Source organism: Pseudoalteromonas sp. SANK 73390 (assembly GCF_054966645.1).
The window spans coordinates 1-15,177 of sequence record NZ_ARPN01000178.1 but is presented as its reverse complement, the minus strand read 5'-3'; the positions used below and the strand labels follow the sequence as shown (position 1 = coordinate 15,177).

The following is a 15,177-nucleotide window of genomic DNA, read 5'->3' as shown; positions in this document are numbered from 1 at the left end:
TACATTTCAACCGTGGTCAATTACACCTTACAGGTTGCACACATGGCTCTCAGCACAGAGGCAGTTGTCATTAACCGATTTTGATCAACATAGAACTTTCCCGATTGTGGACTGTCATCAGGTACTGAAACCTCAGGTTTGGTTACTCTTAGATCTGCACAACTGTCCCATGAACCGTCTACTCTTTGACCGTTGGCGATTTGATTAAACAGCGCCATACCTGTGTCGGTATGCCCCGATAGCAGCAAAGAGCCCGCTATCCAGCCTGCACTACTATAAGAGTTGGTCTGAAGTGGTCCGGCATGGGGGGTAAAACAAAAGCGACTTTTATCATCAAGCCAATGCGCTGCCAATAACACGTGATATGTACAGTACCAAGGGCCTTTCCACCAGTAGCCTTGCCAGCCACTCGCGGTGTCGAAGCTTGCATCCAGCTTAGGCAGCAAGCCTTTCCAGCTCTGTTGTGGTATATCTAAGTGTGCCCCTTTAAACGCAGGCCAAAGAATATCTAAATGAGGTTCAGACCATGCTCCAGGCCCATCACAATAGGTGACAAAGCCTAATGATTCATGCCATGCCCGGCGCAAAAATGCACGATCTTCCTCTGCCACCGGATACCCGACAGCATCAAGCAAAGCAATGGCGCAAGCCGTTGAATCTGAGTCGGCTCCGGTTTCGTGATTGTATCCCCAACCGATGGCATAAGTGCGTTGGCGGCTTAACCAATCCGCAGCTCTTGCAGCAGATGCCGCTGCTTTGGGGATTTGCCAGCAGTCGGCAGCCTCAGCCAATGCCCAACCAATATAAGCGGTTGCCCATTCAGTTGATATCCCTACTGGCAGGCAATAGTCTTGCCACTGCCCGTCTTGCTCAGCATCGAGGATAAAATCAACTGCCTTGTCAACCGCTTGAACTAAAGACATCGTTATCTTACCGCCTGAAAATACACATTAACTCGAGTATCCCCGTCGGCAGTTACACCCAACCCAGCAAATGCAACGGCTACCTTGTCCTCATCGAGAGACTCAGAAAAACGCGGTAGTCCCTGAGCACCTGGAACCTGGCTTAAAATATCGTCCCACTGGGCTAAAGAATGACCAACACAGTGACCACAAATATCAATCTTGGCATCGGTTGCCCCGTTACCTTGCATCGGTGCCGAAATAGACAGTACCAGTCCGGATGAGTCGATTTCACCACCGGATATCACCTTAGCCAACCAATGCAACATCGGCTCGCTATATAACTCAGCTACCCCGATGTGTTGTAGGTTACTTTGTGCTGTTAAGCGAAAATAAATCTTCACTCTGGCATCATCCAAGCTGTGACCTTCAATACCGAAACTGGCCAACTGAATAGACTCAGTTTTGTGTAGCAAGGTGGCAAAATAATCCCGTGAGTCAGGAGCAACGGATTTCAACCAATCGTCAATATGCTCTGAAGCTTTATCCAAAAACGGATAAGCATCACAGTACATTGCCATACCGGGCCCTCCAGGTACCGTGGCAAGCCACAGTGGCCCATTGGTAAACCTGTCCGGTTCACACCATTGGCACATCATATCCAAAGTGGTTTTCAAACTGGCGGTTAACTCAGGTGCCTTAGTTAAGGACAGGTCAATAGCTACCTCCCAGGCACCGTGAAACCTCGCCTGTTCTCGCATAACATGACAAGGGTCAACCAAAAGTCGCCCCCTGAGTTTGTTATTTTTCGCTGACACACAAACTTCCAGAGGCGAACCGTTGCCATTGAGCGTAGAGTGACCATCTTCACTGGCCCAAGTTGATTTTGGTAACAGAGTGTTAAGCTCCTGCTCGAACGAGACACTATCGAAAATGCCCAATCGCTCGGAGGCCGGTGCTAACGCGCTGATGTCCTGTGCTACGGTCATCGTTTATTAACCTTTAGGAACAACGTTGATCACACCTGCTCTACCGGGGTTACCGGGAGTACCGGCTTGGCCGCCATTGCCTGAACTACCGTCAGGAGAACCGGAGCCGGCATCACCGCCCGGACCACCAGCACCACCGGTGCCACCGGTCGCTTCTTCTGAGCTGGTAGTAATATTGGCACTTGGATCTAACTTTGTGTAAATCACAGTGAACGTACCACCATCACCACCGTTACCGCCGTTACCACCATTGCCGCCGGTACCGCCGTTGCCGCCCTGGCCTTTATCGCCTTTAGAACCGCAACCACCGTCACCGCCTTCACCACCTTGACCACCTTGACCGCCTTTGCCGCCACTTCCACCGGAACCACCAGGACCACCGGCGTTATGGATAGAAATGTCGCCGGTAATGGCACCAACGTTAAGGGTTACCGAGTTACTATTACCACCACGGCTGCCATCGGTGCCGTTACGGCCAACCTTACCGGTTTCGCCGGTACCGCCTTTACCACCATCACCATGACAGGAGCCATTCCAGCTTGAGCTAGGCCCTGATGAGCCTTTAGAACCAGAGTTACCAGAACCGCCTGCCTGACCTGAGGTTCCTGGGGTCCCTTTAGTGCCTATATTTGTTATCGTTCTTGATGAATCAGTCATTGCTATCTCCCTGTTATTGTTGAATAAGCTCTTCGATATTCACAGTGACTTTAGACTCAACGATGATCTGTCCGCCTGGCTCTACCGTCACTTTTTTAGCATTGACAACTGATCCATCAGGTTCGTTTATTATCCAAGGTTTTTCAGGGGTAACCACAATGTCATCCACGGCATAAACAGGTACCGAAAATGGCGCGAAGTATTTTTCAACCACGGGTTTCCAATCTGCTGCTTTGTCTGAGTGCCCCCAAACATAGGCTTCAGCGCCTTTGATTACATTCTCTCTGAGATCACTGGTCAGATCGTCCAGGTGATCGACATTGTAATCACCAGGATTACAGGCAGGCACATCAGGCGCGCCAGCGATCTTGCCACTATCGTGCAGAGCATTGCTACAACCGGTCCACTTCTTAACCTCATCCAGATCTTTGGTCTCAAGCACTTTGGCTGCTTTAATATCCTTGCCGCCACCGGATACACCGAACTGAATCGGTCCATCACAATCGCTACACTTCGACACATCGTCTGGGCCCAGACCATAGCGTTTCAGTTGATTTTCAAAAGTAAAATCACTCATGTTTTCTCCTTATTGTCTTCAGTAATAAAATTACGCACCAGTACTCAGTTCAAAACTACTGGTGAATTTGTGAAACATTGGTACTTGTGAACCGGTTTTACTTACCGGTTTGAGCTCAAAATTCATCAAAGCTTGATTGCAAGAAAGGTAGCGCACTACCCATAAAGTCAATGCTGTCAGTGCCATGTAAAATATCCCGGCCATCAAATCCGTGTAATAGTCAAGAATATGCTTTGTCATTGCACACCAATCTGTAGGTTGTAATTTGAACTGTTTTTGAAACAACAGGACCCGGGCTTATTTCACAAGCCCGTGCGATTTCTGTTGCTATCATAAGAACAAGCGGAGGACCGACACTCCTTGTTGTTCTACTTCTATTGATTACCGCCAAATTCATGCTAGTTCCTTGTCGACGTAATAGTAAGTCAGACAAATTAGTATGTAAGTTATTTGTAGCACAGAAGTTATCTTGTAAACATTACACCTAATTACACGGACCGCTAATCATAGAGAATTACGACGTTGATTCAGCTAAAAAACCACTAAAACATTGATTTAAATATTTTTTCCCTGCCGGTAACTGAAAGACGTTTTTTGCCGGAGCAATGGATAAGGTACTAACTTGATTCATGATCGACACTCCGGTTAACTGTGTTTATCACTATCAGTTTGGCGCATTGACGCCGATTTAGGCACGCCCATCTCATCAATCACCCTGCAACTTCCTAAACTGAGTGCACAGAAATTAGCACAAGCTACATGTGCTCATTTGCACATTGAGAATAGCCTTACTTAGTGTTTAGAATTTGTGATGAACGAAGGTGGTTGTCGCATTCGCCGAGATGGAGGAGCAGTAGTATTCGCTGGCGTACGGCATATAGCATTAAATTTATTGTAAAAAGAAACAATATTCAAAAAAGGCGTACGTGCTTGGCAAATGAAGGTTGCTGGAAACGAGCTCTACCTTGAAAAGACAATGAATGGCAAGTGATTTTTCATGCTCTTACCCTAGTCTTTTTGGCTTATCTATGTGAAAAATCCCCATCAATATTAAAGGCGATTTTATAATGAGAAAACTAACGTGGACAGGCATTCATGAACTCAAATTCTGAGGAACTTACGGAAACTTACGTGGGCCACGTTCAAGCTTGAAACTTTGAGTGTTTTGCCTAAGCTTTAAATTCTCAAAATCATTTCAAATTCTAAGTTCAAGGAGTGAACGATGGGTTTAGCAAGGAAGCGGCAGATAAGTTTGTCAGATACTCGATATTATCATTGTGTTTCGCGCTGTGTGCGTAGGGCATTTTGAGCTATAAGCAGACATATACACTTTAACTAGTAGTGTATTATACCTGCACCCTTTTGAATAAAAAGTCTAGGGAGTTATCCGCATAATCTGGTGTCAATTCACCATTTGAGTCACATGCTAGTGCCATTGAAAAGCCATGAAGATAGTCAACTAATAGATCAAGAAAAGCCTTTTCTTGATCGCTTCTTAATTTTAATGGGTTAACAATTAAATTAAATCTACTTACAAATACATCGGCAGGACTGTTTGAAGACATAGATAAGAGAGTCTTTAATAAGCCATCATATTTTTGGAGAATTGCTAAATAGCTTTTTGAAAGCTCTTTTAGTTCTTGTTTCCAATCTAATTTTCCGCTAGGTACATATATTTCAGACATTAGTGACTTAGCAACACCCTCCAGTAAAATATTTTTGTTTTTAAAGTAATAATATAAAGCCATAGGATCGACATTCAATTCTTTCGAAATGGCCCTCATACTAGGAACTTTCCCAGTGCCAGCCATCATACATTTAGCTTTACTTACTATTAACTCGGCACTAAGGCTGTTTTTATTTTTGGACGGGCGACCTCTTTTTGCTTCGGATTGCTTCATATAAAAATCTATAAACTTTACTTTTAATTTCTACGATGTAGAATAATTTTACAATATTCTACATCGTAGAATAAAGTAAAATTAAGTTAATAGGGGTATTTATGTCCAATAAAGTATTTATAGCTACAAGCCTCGATGGTTACATCGCTGGAAAAAATAATGAAATTGATTGGTTAGAGACTATTCCTAATCCAGATAATATCGATATGGGTTATCAGGCTCATATGGAAAGTATCGATGCTTTAGTTATGGGTCGTAACACGATGGAGTTAGTTGCGAGTATGGATATTGAATGGCCTTACAGCAAACCGGTTTTCGTTTTAAGTAAATCATTGACGAAAATGCCAGATAAACTGAAAGGAAAAGCATTTTTAGTTAAAGGGAATATAAAAAGTATCAATAACGAGTTAAAGAAAAAAGGATACAACAACTTATATATAGATGGTGGCTTGACTATTCAGAGTTTTTTAAAAGAAGACTTGGTTGATGAGCTTCTAATTACAACAATACCAATATTACTTGGCAGTGGAATCCGACTCTTCGGTGAATTAAATCGTGTAATAGAATTTAGGTGTACAAAATCTGAAAAGTACTCAAATGGTATCTGCCAAAATCGTTTTGAGCGCTACGTTGGTTAATATTCAATTGAATACATGTGCCAATGCGAAAGACCGCTTTTGGCACACGGAACTATCAGGTTTTATTAAGTTCGCTTAGCCTAATTTGACAAATCAAGTTAAGACTTATTCACCTCAAACATATTAAAAGCGAATATGGGCAAAAAAGCGCCTCTGACAAAACCGAGTACACTGCACGCTGATTTTGGCTAAGAACTTCCTTAAAGTTATGACAGTGAATTATTAAAGCACCCTAGAATTTTTCACCGCGCTCACACCTTGCCAATCTTCTAAGTCTTGATCGGGTTTTTCTTCTCTAAATTTGGCATACTGTGCAATTCCTACTGAATCTTCAAGTATCTCAACTTCAACACCTTTTTCTTGTAGTAAGCTTTCGTTGCCAGAGGCATTGGTTACATCCCCCACCACAACTTTACTAAACCCGCGCATGTACAACAAAGTGGCGCATACATCACAGGGGCTTAAACTGGTATACAAGGTGGTTTTACTAAAGTCGATTCGCCCAGCATCGCGAATGGCCGAGGTTTCACCATGGTTATAAGGGTGATCTTCTTGTACTAGGGTATTGTGGCCTTTACCTACAATTCTTTTTGTTAAGTTATCTACTATCACTGCGCCAATTGGGCAGCCGCCCTCTTGATAGCTTTTTTGCGCCAATAACACCGCTATGCGCATAAAATCAGCATCACTCAAACTACTACCAAATTCCCCACCCATTAAAGTTGGCAAACTGCGGGTTGGCATATGAGCAACGGCCTCTAGCGCCTCATCACAAATTTGCGCACGTTTTGTTAATATGGCCATGATCAGTTCCTTTAAATTAGTTTTGGATGTATTGGTAACAGCATAGCTTGATCTTCAAGCACATACACACTCATCTTTGTAGTAATGCTTATGAGATTTGGGCGACACTCGCCCAACTTCCACGATATGAAAACCAAAACCTATTAACCCAGTTAAATTGTTTATGGTTGCAAGCGCCACAGTGTGGCCTCGCTTTACGCACGCGTGGATCAAGCGTAAAGTTGAGTCGTTCTCAGGCTCAACTTTATTCCAAGGGTACATAATAAAACAAATTTTCACAGGCTTTGACTCGTAGCTAATTAACATTAAAGAGACGTAGAGTACAAAATAGTGCCCAAAGGTGCTGAGAAATATTTTTTATCGTCACGATAAAAATATCAAGAAGTGCTAATTTAGCTTTTATAATAAATAGTTAGCGCGTTTTTGCATCAAATAACATACCAATGCCCAGTGCGGCAATGAGCGTTGCACAACCGCGATTAAAATACTGCATAACAGACGTGCGCTTAAACCAATTTTGCAAAAACGCGCCCATTGCTGCATACATACTAACGGCAATTAATTCTAGTAATAAAAATAAGCCCCCTAATTGTATAAACTGCTCCCCCACCGCTTTAGATGGCTCAATAAATTGCGGTAAAAATGCCGTAAATATCAAAATAGCTTTAGGATTACCCAGTGCAAGCAAACACTCTTGCTTGGCTAGTTGAAACTTAGAAGCCTGCAAAAATTGACTTGATAAAGCGGTGTGAACTGGCGCGTGCCAAAGCTTAATTGCCAGCCAAAATAAGTAACCAGCACCTAATAACTTTATAGCAAAAAATAGCCATTGTGAGGTAAGTAGCACCACAGCCAATCCACTTGCGGCCAACGTTATCATAATCACAAATGCCAATAGCCGCCCAAAGCCCCCAACTATTGCACTACTAAAGCCATAACGCTGCGCATTATTGAATGCCAACAAATTGTTTGGTCCCGGAGCCATATTCAAGGCAAAACAGGCTGGTATAAAAAGTAGTAAAGTAGAGAGACTCACAGTAAATTCCTTATTCGTTATGCAGTGCTTATATTGCAAAATGTAACATTTATCCAAACTTGCGGTTAAGTTAAACAAAAGCTAAGGTCGAGAAAAAGATAAATACATTTCAACCAATTAACCTGAGATTAAGGCATTTTTTTATTATACTTGCTGACCAAAATTGATGAAAATAATAAAAAGAAGGAACGATATGCGCACCACATTAGTTAGTGCCTTGACTTTGCTGGCAGCAAGTATGAATAGCTTTGCAATCACCACAATAAATGATGACACGCGTCAACGTCAGATCCCCATCGCAGTGTCTCAACCAATAAAACACCAAGCATGTACCACCGGTAAACAGTGTAGTGTCGCTTTTATAAACGCAGGGTATGGCGTTGAACATACAAAGTACCAATTCATTTCTAATAAGCTTAATGAGCTAGGATACCTAAGTGTCGCGATTGGTCATGAACTCCCCAGCGATCCACCATTATCTATCTCTGGCAACTTGTTCAAAACTCGACAAGAAAACTGGCAACGCGGCGCAAAAACAGTTCAAGTGGTACGTGAACATTTAGCAAAGCACTATCCAAATTACGACTTTAACAAACTAATGCTACTTGGGCACTCTAATGGCGGTGACATATCATCACTACTAGCAAGCCAAGGCATTACTTTTATCAGCGATATTATTACCCTCGATCACCGCAGAGTACCATTACCTAGAACCAAAAACATTCGCGTGCTGTCTATTCGTGCTAGCGACTTTGCTGCTGACTCGGGGGTTTTACCAACCAAGCAAGAACAAAAAAGCCAAGGCAGCTGCGTGGTAAAAATAGCTAAGTCTAAACACAACGATATGAGTGATTACGGCCCTGATTGGCTTAAACGCCGTATTACATTGTTAGTTGAAAAGCATATTAAAGGTGCAACATGTAGCACCTTAAAAGCCATAAGCTAAAAAAGGGCCTTCCGGCCCTTTAATTTTCCTAGTTCAACCGTTAATCAAGTAAAGTTAATTTGCTTACGTTGCGCACACCAGCATGATTCATATAATCATTCTTAATACCTTCAACACGTAAACGCTTTCCTAATACACTTGGGCTTAATTGCGGGCTAAATGCACCGCGTTGTGATGACTCAAGCTTAATGTACAGCGTATCAGCGCTATTATTATCATCACTTAGTACTAATGCATATTTGCCGTTAATTGCCGAGGTGATAACCCCAGCAACAACCACGGCTTGCCCATTGTTCATTGCCAAGACATCGCTAACTGATAGGTCAGTACTTGGATCTGGCTGTGTCGTTGTGCCGCCATCAAGTACTTCAATAGAGTTTACTTGACGTACACCCGGTGCACTCATGTAACTATCTCGAACACCTTTGATAAGTAACTGAGCATCTAAAATTGATGGGTTTAATTGTGGGCTAAATGCACTGCGCTGAGATTTTTCAAGCTTCACGTTAATGGTAAAACTTGCATCATTGCTATCTTCTAGTACCAAAGCATAAATGTTATTAAGTGCCGATTTAACACGTCCCGTTAATTCAATACTTTCGCCTTGTGCGGTTGCTAATGCTTGCTCTACCGAAAGCGCCGTAGGGGCAATTTGAATATCACTTACATAACGTAAACCCGGCTCGCCCATATAGCTATTACGCTTGCCAGTAACAATGATATTCTGGTTTAAAATACTAGGGTTTAACTGTGGATTGAAGTCGCTGCGCTGAGCGCTTTCAAGCTTGACATAAATGTGGCTCGAAGGGTTATTTAAGTCGGTTAAGTCTAAACCATAAATGCCATTTACCGCCGCAGTTACTTTACCAATAACCACCAGCTCAGTGCCTTGTGATGCTGCTAACGCTTGCTCTACAGAAACAGTATTACCCGGTGTTGGTGTAGGGTCTGGATCCGGGTCTGGGTTAGTTTGCCCATCACCATATGGTGCATTAAACGAGTTGTTTTTATAGGTATCTGTATCCCACGCATTAAAGCCACTTGCAGGCGTGCCCCAAGGCTGGCCATTGTTAGGATCTGTGTATTCTTGAACTGCCATTGGCGTTGGCGTTGCAACCCCACTCACTCGGCTATTTGTACCGTCAAAATACTGGTAACTCTCTGGTGTGGCTAGCCAATTTATAATATTTACCGCTAAAACAGCAGCATTTCCCGAATCAGTCCATCCAGGATAAGTTTTTTTAGTATTGGCATTATCTTGACGACGATATTTAGGGGTTGCGTCTTCAATGGGTGAAGAGTCACCAATAAATGCCGCTTTACCTGCACCCGACTTTGCAATTGCCGCATAAGGGCCTTCTGCAGCGCCACCAAAGTATAAACCTTGGTCTTTTGCATGTCGCCATTTTACAGGGGTGTCAGACTCAGAGAAGTACACCAAGCCTTTTGCTTTTTGTGGGTCAACAACTGCTAAAGTCGCACCTGCCGCCATTAAAATTGGCTGCACACCTTGGGTGATCCCTTCAGTTTTATTGCTCGCAACAACGCCGCTCACACCTTGCTTGTAATCTACTCCGTTAAAGCGAAAGCGAATACCAAAGTTTTCAACTAACCAGCCCGCATTAGCACTTTTAGGGTTACGCCAATCACCGTAAGCGCCACCCATGTTGTATTTACTTAAATCTGAGCGGTTATAACCGTTAAATACTTCTGTTGCATCCCAAGTATTTAAGTTACGGTCAGCATCATAGTGATCGGCCACAAAGAATATACCTTTACCCGCAGCAACAAACTGCTCAAGCGCCGCTTGTTCGCTTAACGTAAAAGGACGGTTAGTTTCGGCCAATACAAATACATCAGCGTCTTTAATAGCGTTATAAGTAATGATTGCTTCATTTTGATTTGCACCATTAACACGGTCGTCAAAAAAGCGAATGCGGCCATCATTGTTTAAATCAACACCACGGTATTCTTTTACCGTATAACCTTCTTGTACTAAAGCATCTGCAAAATCAGAAAATGCACCATCAATTACCCAATCAGCATTACCTTCAACACCGCCGTGCGATACATCAAAATAAACTGTTTTACCATTATTATTGCTCGCCGTTGGCGTTTTAACTGGTGCGACATTGTTCCAACTGTAAGCATCAGCAGCATATGCTGAGCCGCAGGCTATGCTTGTGCCAATAAGCAAAGCAAGCGCGCTATTCCTATACATAGGTTTCATTCTAAAGTTCCCGTTATTGTTTGAAGTTCCTATCACTTTGCAAAGCAAAGACTGCAGCTAGGGTTAGGTTAAACAGCCCCTAACAATGAGGCTGTTTTTATGCGCTGATAAGCACAAATTACTGAGGTTGAGTTAAATCCAGTTGGTAAATAGCAAAGCCGTCTTCGTTAACTTCTGTGGTCGGCAAAATATGACTAAATTGCTCACTATATGCTTTTGCATCATCACTATTTGCACTGGTGAATTGAATTTGTACATTCGCAACAGGTGCAAATGACCAGTTCATATCTGCTGCTGGGTTAAGGCCTTGGCCATTGTTTTTACTGCTTTGATGAGCAATATAATCAGCAACAACTTGGCGGTTCTCATCTGGTGAATCAACCACTATTTTATCTGCACCAATGGCTGGAAAGTTGCCGCCACCAGAAGCGCGATAATTATTGGTTGCAACTAAAAACTGCTGCTGCGCATCTACTGGCTGACCTTGATAGGTCAATGCAACAATACGCTGACCATCAGATACTTTTTCCCCATTTGCGTTGTATCTTGCAGGTTGAGTCACATCAACTTGATACGTTACACCATCTAACACATCAAAGTTATATGATGGAAAGTCAGAATTAATCAGCATTTGAACGTCTGTACTGGCAGTATCAATTTGCATAAATTGACCGGCAGACATTTCTAGCCATTCTTTAACCTGTGCGCCAGAAAGCTTCAATACTTTTAATACATTAGGGTATATATATAAGTCAGCAACATTTCGATATGCAATATCCCCCTTTGCAATTGAGGTATAATCATCAGCACCGCCACGACCCGCTCTAAATGGTGCGCCTGCAGATAAAATAGGCAAGCCATCCAGTTCAGTACCCTGTACAATTTTTTGTGTGTACCAAGTTTGCGCATCAGTCACTATTTGAATAGACGGGTCATCATTAACCAAAGCAAAATAGCTATTTACTGGGCTTGTGATTTTTGCAAATGGGGCATTAACCCATTCACGTGTATCTTGGTGGGCTTGTGTTACTGCCGACTCTACTTGTGCGTCGTTTTCAACAAGTGCAGTGGTTACACGGTTTGCATCAGTTTCATAAATAGCTTGCAATGTAGACTGTGAATCACTGACCTGCCAATCACCCGATGTGTACTCTAAAGTTAGGTCAATCACACCTAAGTGATTACCCCAAAAGCCTGGCATAACTGCCGCTACGCCATTAACAGTACCCTTTTCAACATCTACGCCATGCTCTGCCAAACCTTCATAACGAGGACCTGGGAAGTTCGCATGAGCATGCCCAAACATAATGGCATCAATGCCTTCAACTTTAGACAAGTAATAACTGGCATTTTCTGCTAAGGGTTTTTTAGCGCTTACTTCTAATCCAGAATGAGGAATGGCAACAATTAAATCAGCGCCTTCTTCTTTCATCTTTGGTACATAGAGATTAGCCATTTCAATAATATCTTTGGCAATCACTTTGCCTTCAAGATTCGCTTTATCCCATTGCATAATTTGTGGTGGTACAAAACCAATAAAGCCAACCTTAATGACATGCTCCGTGTCATCAGTATCTTTAAAGGTTTTTTCTTGGATCACATAAGGTGAAAATAAAGGCTCATCGTTGCTGGCATCATCATCGCCATCATCTTTAAATACATTGGCCGAAATATAAGGAAAGTTCGCATCATCAATTGCTTCGTCTAAAAACTCTAACCCAAAGTTAAATTCATGATTACCAATATTCGCTACATCATAATCCAATGTATTCATTGCTGCATACACAGGATGTACTTCACCATCCGCTAAGTTTTTAATCTTAGCCATATAGTCGCCCAACGGGCTGCCTTGAATTAAATCTCCGTTATCTACCAATACTGAGTTGGTTGCCTGTTCGCGCGCTTGGCGGATCAAAGCAGCCGTTTTTACCAGACCCACTTTATCGTCTTGTTTATCTGCAAAGTAGTTAAAGTTCAGTAGATTGGCATGCAAATCTGTGGTCTCTAACAAGCGAACTTCTATTTTGGTTCCGTCACTCACTACTTTTGCTTGGGGAACTTCAACTTTTTTAACCTGTTGTTTATTGTCTGAGTCTGAACAGCCAGCGAATAATGCGCTTGAGCCACACAATATTGCTAATGGTAGTAACTTTGTTTTCATGATCCGTGCTCTTTGTTTATCTAAAATAGAGCAAGTACTATAGAGATAAAAAAAGACAATTAAGCGAATTATTCATGGCAAATTAATGCCATTTATATGACTTTTGGGTACATTAATATTGTGAACTTTAGTATAAAACACCAACAAATTTGGCTATGGATTTCTTTTTATTCCCTAACGCGATACACTACAGAGCATATTCATTAAAAAAATCAGAAATAAAAAAGGATATTTAAATGAGCAACTTACCACCAAGCCAGTGGTTATATATCCCAAAACCCAATCCGCAAGCGACTTTGAAACTAATCTGCTTTCCTTATGCTGGAGGAAGTGCAAGATCATTTAGCGATTGGCAAAACACCCTGCCGCATTATGTAGAGCTGATTATGATCTCTATGCCCGGACGTGGCAGCCGCTTTAGTGAGCCACCTGCAGATTGTATGGATACCTTAACAAACACGCTCCTTGATGAATTAACGCCACATTTAAACGCCGATACCATTTTTTATGGTCATAGCCTAGGTGCCAGAGTTGCCTTTGAGATACAGTTAAAAATAAAAAAACGTGGCCAACAAGGACCCTGTCATTTCATTGCCTCAGGCAGTGCAAACCCAGGCAAAGACCGCAGTGACAAGAACGTTTATTTGTTAAATGATGCCGACTTTATTGAAGAGTTAAAAAGTCTTAATGGTACGCCTCCCGCTGTTTTAGAAAATGAAGAATTGATGGCGCTATTCATGCCTGTGTTACGCGCAGATTTTAAACTTGCTGACACCTACAGGTACACAGGGACAGAGCAATTATCATGTAATATCAGTGTATTTGCGGGTAAAAAAGATGAAATAACCGAGCAAGAACAGCTTGATTGGCAAAATTACTTTTCGAGTAACTTTTCATTTGAATATTTTGAAGGCGACCACTTCTTTATCGATAGTCATAACGAACAAGTTGGCCAAGCAGTAAATAATATCATTGCACAAATACACAATGATATTATGTTAACTCAGGTAGGCTAACTACAATAGTATGAATATCTAATTGATATTTTATCGCTTTAGATTAGAGATTATTGGACATGGTGCAACTTTATTAATAGCTACACCATAAGTAAGCACTAATATACATCTATCTAAATTTGACCAATCGACTTTAATAGTACCTGAGCTTGTTGATTATCAGGGTGTGATTTAATCACACCTTCAACAAGCGCTTTTGCTTGATGATGCTTATTTTGTTGTATGTAACCCTGCGCTAAGCTCAAATCAAGCATTGGATGATTAACTTGCTTTTGAGTCAGCTCCAGTAATACAACGGCACCACTTACAACTTTTTCGTCTTGCGTATGCTTAAGCTGATAAACCCCCGACATAGCCATTAACATAACATCATAATCTTGCGCATGCTGCTGGTATGTCGATACCGCTTGATTATCACCTGCCATCACTTTTTTCACCAAGGCCATCGTTTTATCATCTTTATTAGGTGCTAAATCCACCGGCTTAATTCCAAGTGCCTTTACCACTTCTGTGGCGGTTTGGGCAGTTGAGAATGGGTTTTGTCCAGTTATAAGGTTGCCATCTTTTTCAACATGGCTCAGCATCATTCCTGCATGCTCAAACTGAGCACCTCGCTCTTTAAGTTTATCCTCTAGTAAAAAATCAAAATGTGGCCGCCATTTTTTACCAAATGCTATTTCTTCTTGGTTAGTAAACCCATTTACTCGTTTGTTATCTACTAAGTATTGCCCATTACTGAGTTTTACATTAACCAAAGCTGCTGGACCATGACATACCGCTGAGATCACACCCTGCTGCTGATAAACTTGAGCGATAAGCTTTTGTAGAGGTTTGTGCTTATATAAATCAAACATCGGCCCTTTTCCGCCAACAACAAACACTGCATCAACGTTCTGTGCATCTAGTGCGCTAATTTTATAGGTGGTATTAAGTGCCGTAACGGCATGTGTATCTTGCAAAAAAGCTTGGTTGTAAGGTTTTTGACTATCATATTTATCTGCAACAGGTTTGCCGCCCGCTGGGCTTGCAAAAGTAACATCTAAGCCATTTGCTTTAAAAACACGATATGCCTTTGCTAGCTCATCAAACTCATAGCCCGGCTGGCTAAGTTCGCCATCAGCTGACAATTGACCATGGCTACTGAGTACCATCACTACATTGGGATTATCACCCGCATAAACCGTAAAGCTGGCCGCCGCTAAAAATATAGGTAAGATCATTTTGAACATAACTTGTTTCCTTTAACTTTTAGGTGTCTCTCAAGGCTAAAGAAAGTGATGTGAAGCAACTGTGAAGAAACGCATAAAATACGTATTTCTA

15 protein-coding genes and 1 pseudogene are annotated in these 15,177 nt (G+C 42.1%); 4 read left to right on the top strand and 12 right to left on the bottom strand.

Annotated elements, in window-relative coordinates:
• Positions 1–20: 20 nt before the first annotated feature.
• The 5 genes from SANK73390_RS19605 to SANK73390_RS19585 are packed head-to-tail and all read right to left on the bottom strand — an operon-like array spanning position 21 to position 3,365.
• Positions 21–923: a hypothetical protein gene (locus tag SANK73390_RS19605; RefSeq protein WP_462768032.1), complete on the bottom strand. Its 903-nt coding sequence runs from the start codon at positions 921–923 to the stop codon at positions 21–23.
• 2 nt (positions 924–925) lie between these two features.
• On the bottom strand, positions 926–1,891 hold the full coding sequence (locus SANK73390_RS19600) for a hypothetical protein (protein ID WP_462768031.1): 966 nt from the start codon (positions 1,889–1,891) through the stop codon (positions 926–928).
• Between the two features lie 6 nt (positions 1,892–1,897).
• Positions 1,898–2,548, bottom strand: a complete 651-nt coding sequence (locus tag SANK73390_RS19595) for a hypothetical protein (RefSeq protein ID WP_462768030.1) — start codon at positions 2,546–2,548, stop codon at positions 1,898–1,900.
• Between the two features lie 13 nt (positions 2,549–2,561).
• Positions 2,562–3,125, bottom strand: coding sequence for a hypothetical protein (locus tag SANK73390_RS19590; protein ID WP_462768029.1), 564 nt, complete (start codon positions 3,123–3,125; stop codon positions 2,562–2,564).
• 30 nt (positions 3,126–3,155) lie between these two features.
• On the bottom strand, positions 3,156–3,365 hold the full coding sequence (locus tag SANK73390_RS19585) for a hypothetical protein (RefSeq protein ID WP_462768028.1): 210 nt from the start codon (positions 3,363–3,365) through the stop codon (positions 3,156–3,158).
• 982 nt (positions 3,366–4,347) lie between these two features.
• On the opposite strand from SANK73390_RS19585, the pseudogene SANK73390_RS19580 reads away from it, so the two are divergent.
• Positions 4,348–4,431, top strand: a pseudogene (locus SANK73390_RS19580) (transposase); the annotation flags it as partial.
• 40 nt (positions 4,432–4,471) lie between these two features.
• Here the strand turns inward: SANK73390_RS19580 and SANK73390_RS19575 are convergent.
• The gene (locus tag SANK73390_RS19575) at positions 4,472–5,026 is read right to left on the bottom strand and encodes a TetR/AcrR family transcriptional regulator (RefSeq protein ID WP_462768027.1); all 555 of its coding nucleotides are present in this window, start codon (positions 5,024–5,026) and stop codon (positions 4,472–4,474) included.
• 101 nt (positions 5,027–5,127) lie between these two features.
• Here SANK73390_RS19575 and SANK73390_RS19570 point away from each other — a divergent pair, with 101 nt between their 5' ends.
• Positions 5,128–5,664, top strand: coding sequence for a dihydrofolate reductase family protein (locus SANK73390_RS19570; protein ID WP_462768026.1), 537 nt, complete (start codon positions 5,128–5,130; stop codon positions 5,662–5,664).
• A gap of 222 nt (positions 5,665–5,886) precedes the next feature.
• Here SANK73390_RS19570 and SANK73390_RS19565 read toward each other — a convergent pair whose 3' ends face one another.
• The 3 genes from SANK73390_RS19565 to SANK73390_RS19555 all read right to left on the bottom strand — a co-directional run bounded on the left by SANK73390_RS19565 (position 5,887) and on the right by SANK73390_RS19555 (position 7,504).
• Positions 5,887–6,468 (bottom strand): nucleoside deaminase, encoded by a 582-nt coding sequence (locus SANK73390_RS19565; protein ID WP_462768025.1) that lies wholly within the window; start codon positions 6,466–6,468, stop codon positions 5,887–5,889.
• A gap of 54 nt (positions 6,469–6,522) precedes the next feature.
• On the bottom strand, positions 6,523–6,774 hold the full coding sequence (locus tag SANK73390_RS19560) for a hypothetical protein (protein WP_462768024.1): 252 nt from the start codon (positions 6,772–6,774) through the stop codon (positions 6,523–6,525).
• 106 nt (positions 6,775–6,880) lie between these two features.
• On the bottom strand, positions 6,881–7,504 hold the full coding sequence (locus SANK73390_RS19555) for a LysE family translocator (protein ID WP_462768023.1): 624 nt from the start codon (positions 7,502–7,504) through the stop codon (positions 6,881–6,883).
• 193 nt (positions 7,505–7,697) lie between these two features.
• Between SANK73390_RS19555 and SANK73390_RS19550 the strand changes: the two genes are divergently transcribed.
• Entirely contained in the window at positions 7,698–8,450 is a 753-nt protein-coding gene (locus SANK73390_RS19550; protein WP_462768022.1) for an alpha/beta hydrolase, read from the top strand.
• A 40-nt stretch (positions 8,451–8,490) separates the two neighbouring features.
• Here SANK73390_RS19550 and SANK73390_RS19545 read toward each other — a convergent pair whose 3' ends face one another.
• Both SANK73390_RS19545 and SANK73390_RS19540 read right to left on the bottom strand, forming a co-directional pair.
• Positions 8,491–10,680, bottom strand: a complete 2,190-nt coding sequence (locus SANK73390_RS19545) for a DUF6359 domain-containing protein (protein ID WP_462768021.1) — start codon at positions 10,678–10,680, stop codon at positions 8,491–8,493.
• Between the two features lie 118 nt (positions 10,681–10,798).
• The gene (locus tag SANK73390_RS19540) at positions 10,799–12,841 is read right to left on the bottom strand and encodes a bifunctional 2',3'-cyclic-nucleotide 2'-phosphodiesterase/3'-nucleotidase (protein ID WP_462768020.1); all 2,043 of its coding nucleotides are present in this window, start codon (positions 12,839–12,841) and stop codon (positions 10,799–10,801) included.
• Positions 12,842–13,077: 236 nt separating this feature from the next.
• Between SANK73390_RS19540 and SANK73390_RS19535 the strand changes: the two genes are divergently transcribed.
• A complete protein-coding gene (locus tag SANK73390_RS19535; RefSeq protein WP_462768019.1) occupies positions 13,078–13,857 on the top strand; it encodes a thioesterase II family protein in 780 nt (259 codons plus the stop codon).
• Between the two features lie 113 nt (positions 13,858–13,970).
• Here SANK73390_RS19535 and SANK73390_RS19530 read toward each other — a convergent pair whose 3' ends face one another.
• Positions 13,971–15,086 (bottom strand): type 1 glutamine amidotransferase domain-containing protein, encoded by a 1,116-nt coding sequence (locus SANK73390_RS19530; RefSeq protein WP_462768018.1) that lies wholly within the window; start codon positions 15,084–15,086, stop codon positions 13,971–13,973.
• Positions 15,087–15,177: the final 91 nt, after the last annotated feature.

Bases quoted from the DNA above. Each gene is read 5' to 3' on its own strand.
- SANK73390_RS19605 (WP_462768032.1), bottom strand. From the start codon at position 923: ATGTCTTTAGTTCAAGCGGTTGACAAGGCAGTTGATTTTATCCTCGAT.
- SANK73390_RS19600 (WP_462768031.1), bottom strand. From the start codon at position 1,891: ATGACCGTAGCACAGGACATCAGCGCGTTAGCACCGGCCTCCGAGCGA.
- SANK73390_RS19595 (WP_462768030.1), bottom strand. From the start codon at position 2,548: ATGACTGATTCATCAAGAACGATAACAAATATAGGCACTAAAGGGACC.
- SANK73390_RS19590 (WP_462768029.1), bottom strand. From the start codon at position 3,125: ATGAGTGATTTTACTTTTGAAAATCAACTGAAACGCTATGGTCTGGGC.
- SANK73390_RS19585 (WP_462768028.1), bottom strand. From the start codon at position 3,365: ATGACAAAGCATATTCTTGACTATTACACGGATTTGATGGCCGGGATA.
- SANK73390_RS19575 (WP_462768027.1), bottom strand. From the start codon at position 5,026: ATGAAGCAATCCGAAGCAAAAAGAGGTCGCCCGTCCAAAAATAAAAAC.
- SANK73390_RS19570 (WP_462768026.1), top strand. From the start codon at position 5,128: ATGTCCAATAAAGTATTTATAGCTACAAGCCTCGATGGTTACATCGCT.
- SANK73390_RS19565 (WP_462768025.1), bottom strand. From the start codon at position 6,468: ATGGCCATATTAACAAAACGTGCGCAAATTTGTGATGAGGCGCTAGAG.
- SANK73390_RS19560 (WP_462768024.1), bottom strand. From the start codon at position 6,774: ATGTTAATTAGCTACGAGTCAAAGCCTGTGAAAATTTGTTTTATTATG.
- SANK73390_RS19550 (WP_462768022.1), top strand. From the start codon at position 7,698: ATGCGCACCACATTAGTTAGTGCCTTGACTTTGCTGGCAGCAAGTATG.
- SANK73390_RS19545 (WP_462768021.1), bottom strand. From the start codon at position 10,680: ATGAAACCTATGTATAGGAATAGCGCGCTTGCTTTGCTTATTGGCACA.
- SANK73390_RS19540 (WP_462768020.1), bottom strand. From the start codon at position 12,841: ATGAAAACAAAGTTACTACCATTAGCAATATTGTGTGGCTCAAGCGCA.
- SANK73390_RS19535 (WP_462768019.1), top strand. From the start codon at position 13,078: ATGAGCAACTTACCACCAAGCCAGTGGTTATATATCCCAAAACCCAAT.
- SANK73390_RS19530 (WP_462768018.1), bottom strand. From the start codon at position 15,086: ATGTTCAAAATGATCTTACCTATATTTTTAGCGGCGGCCAGCTTTACG.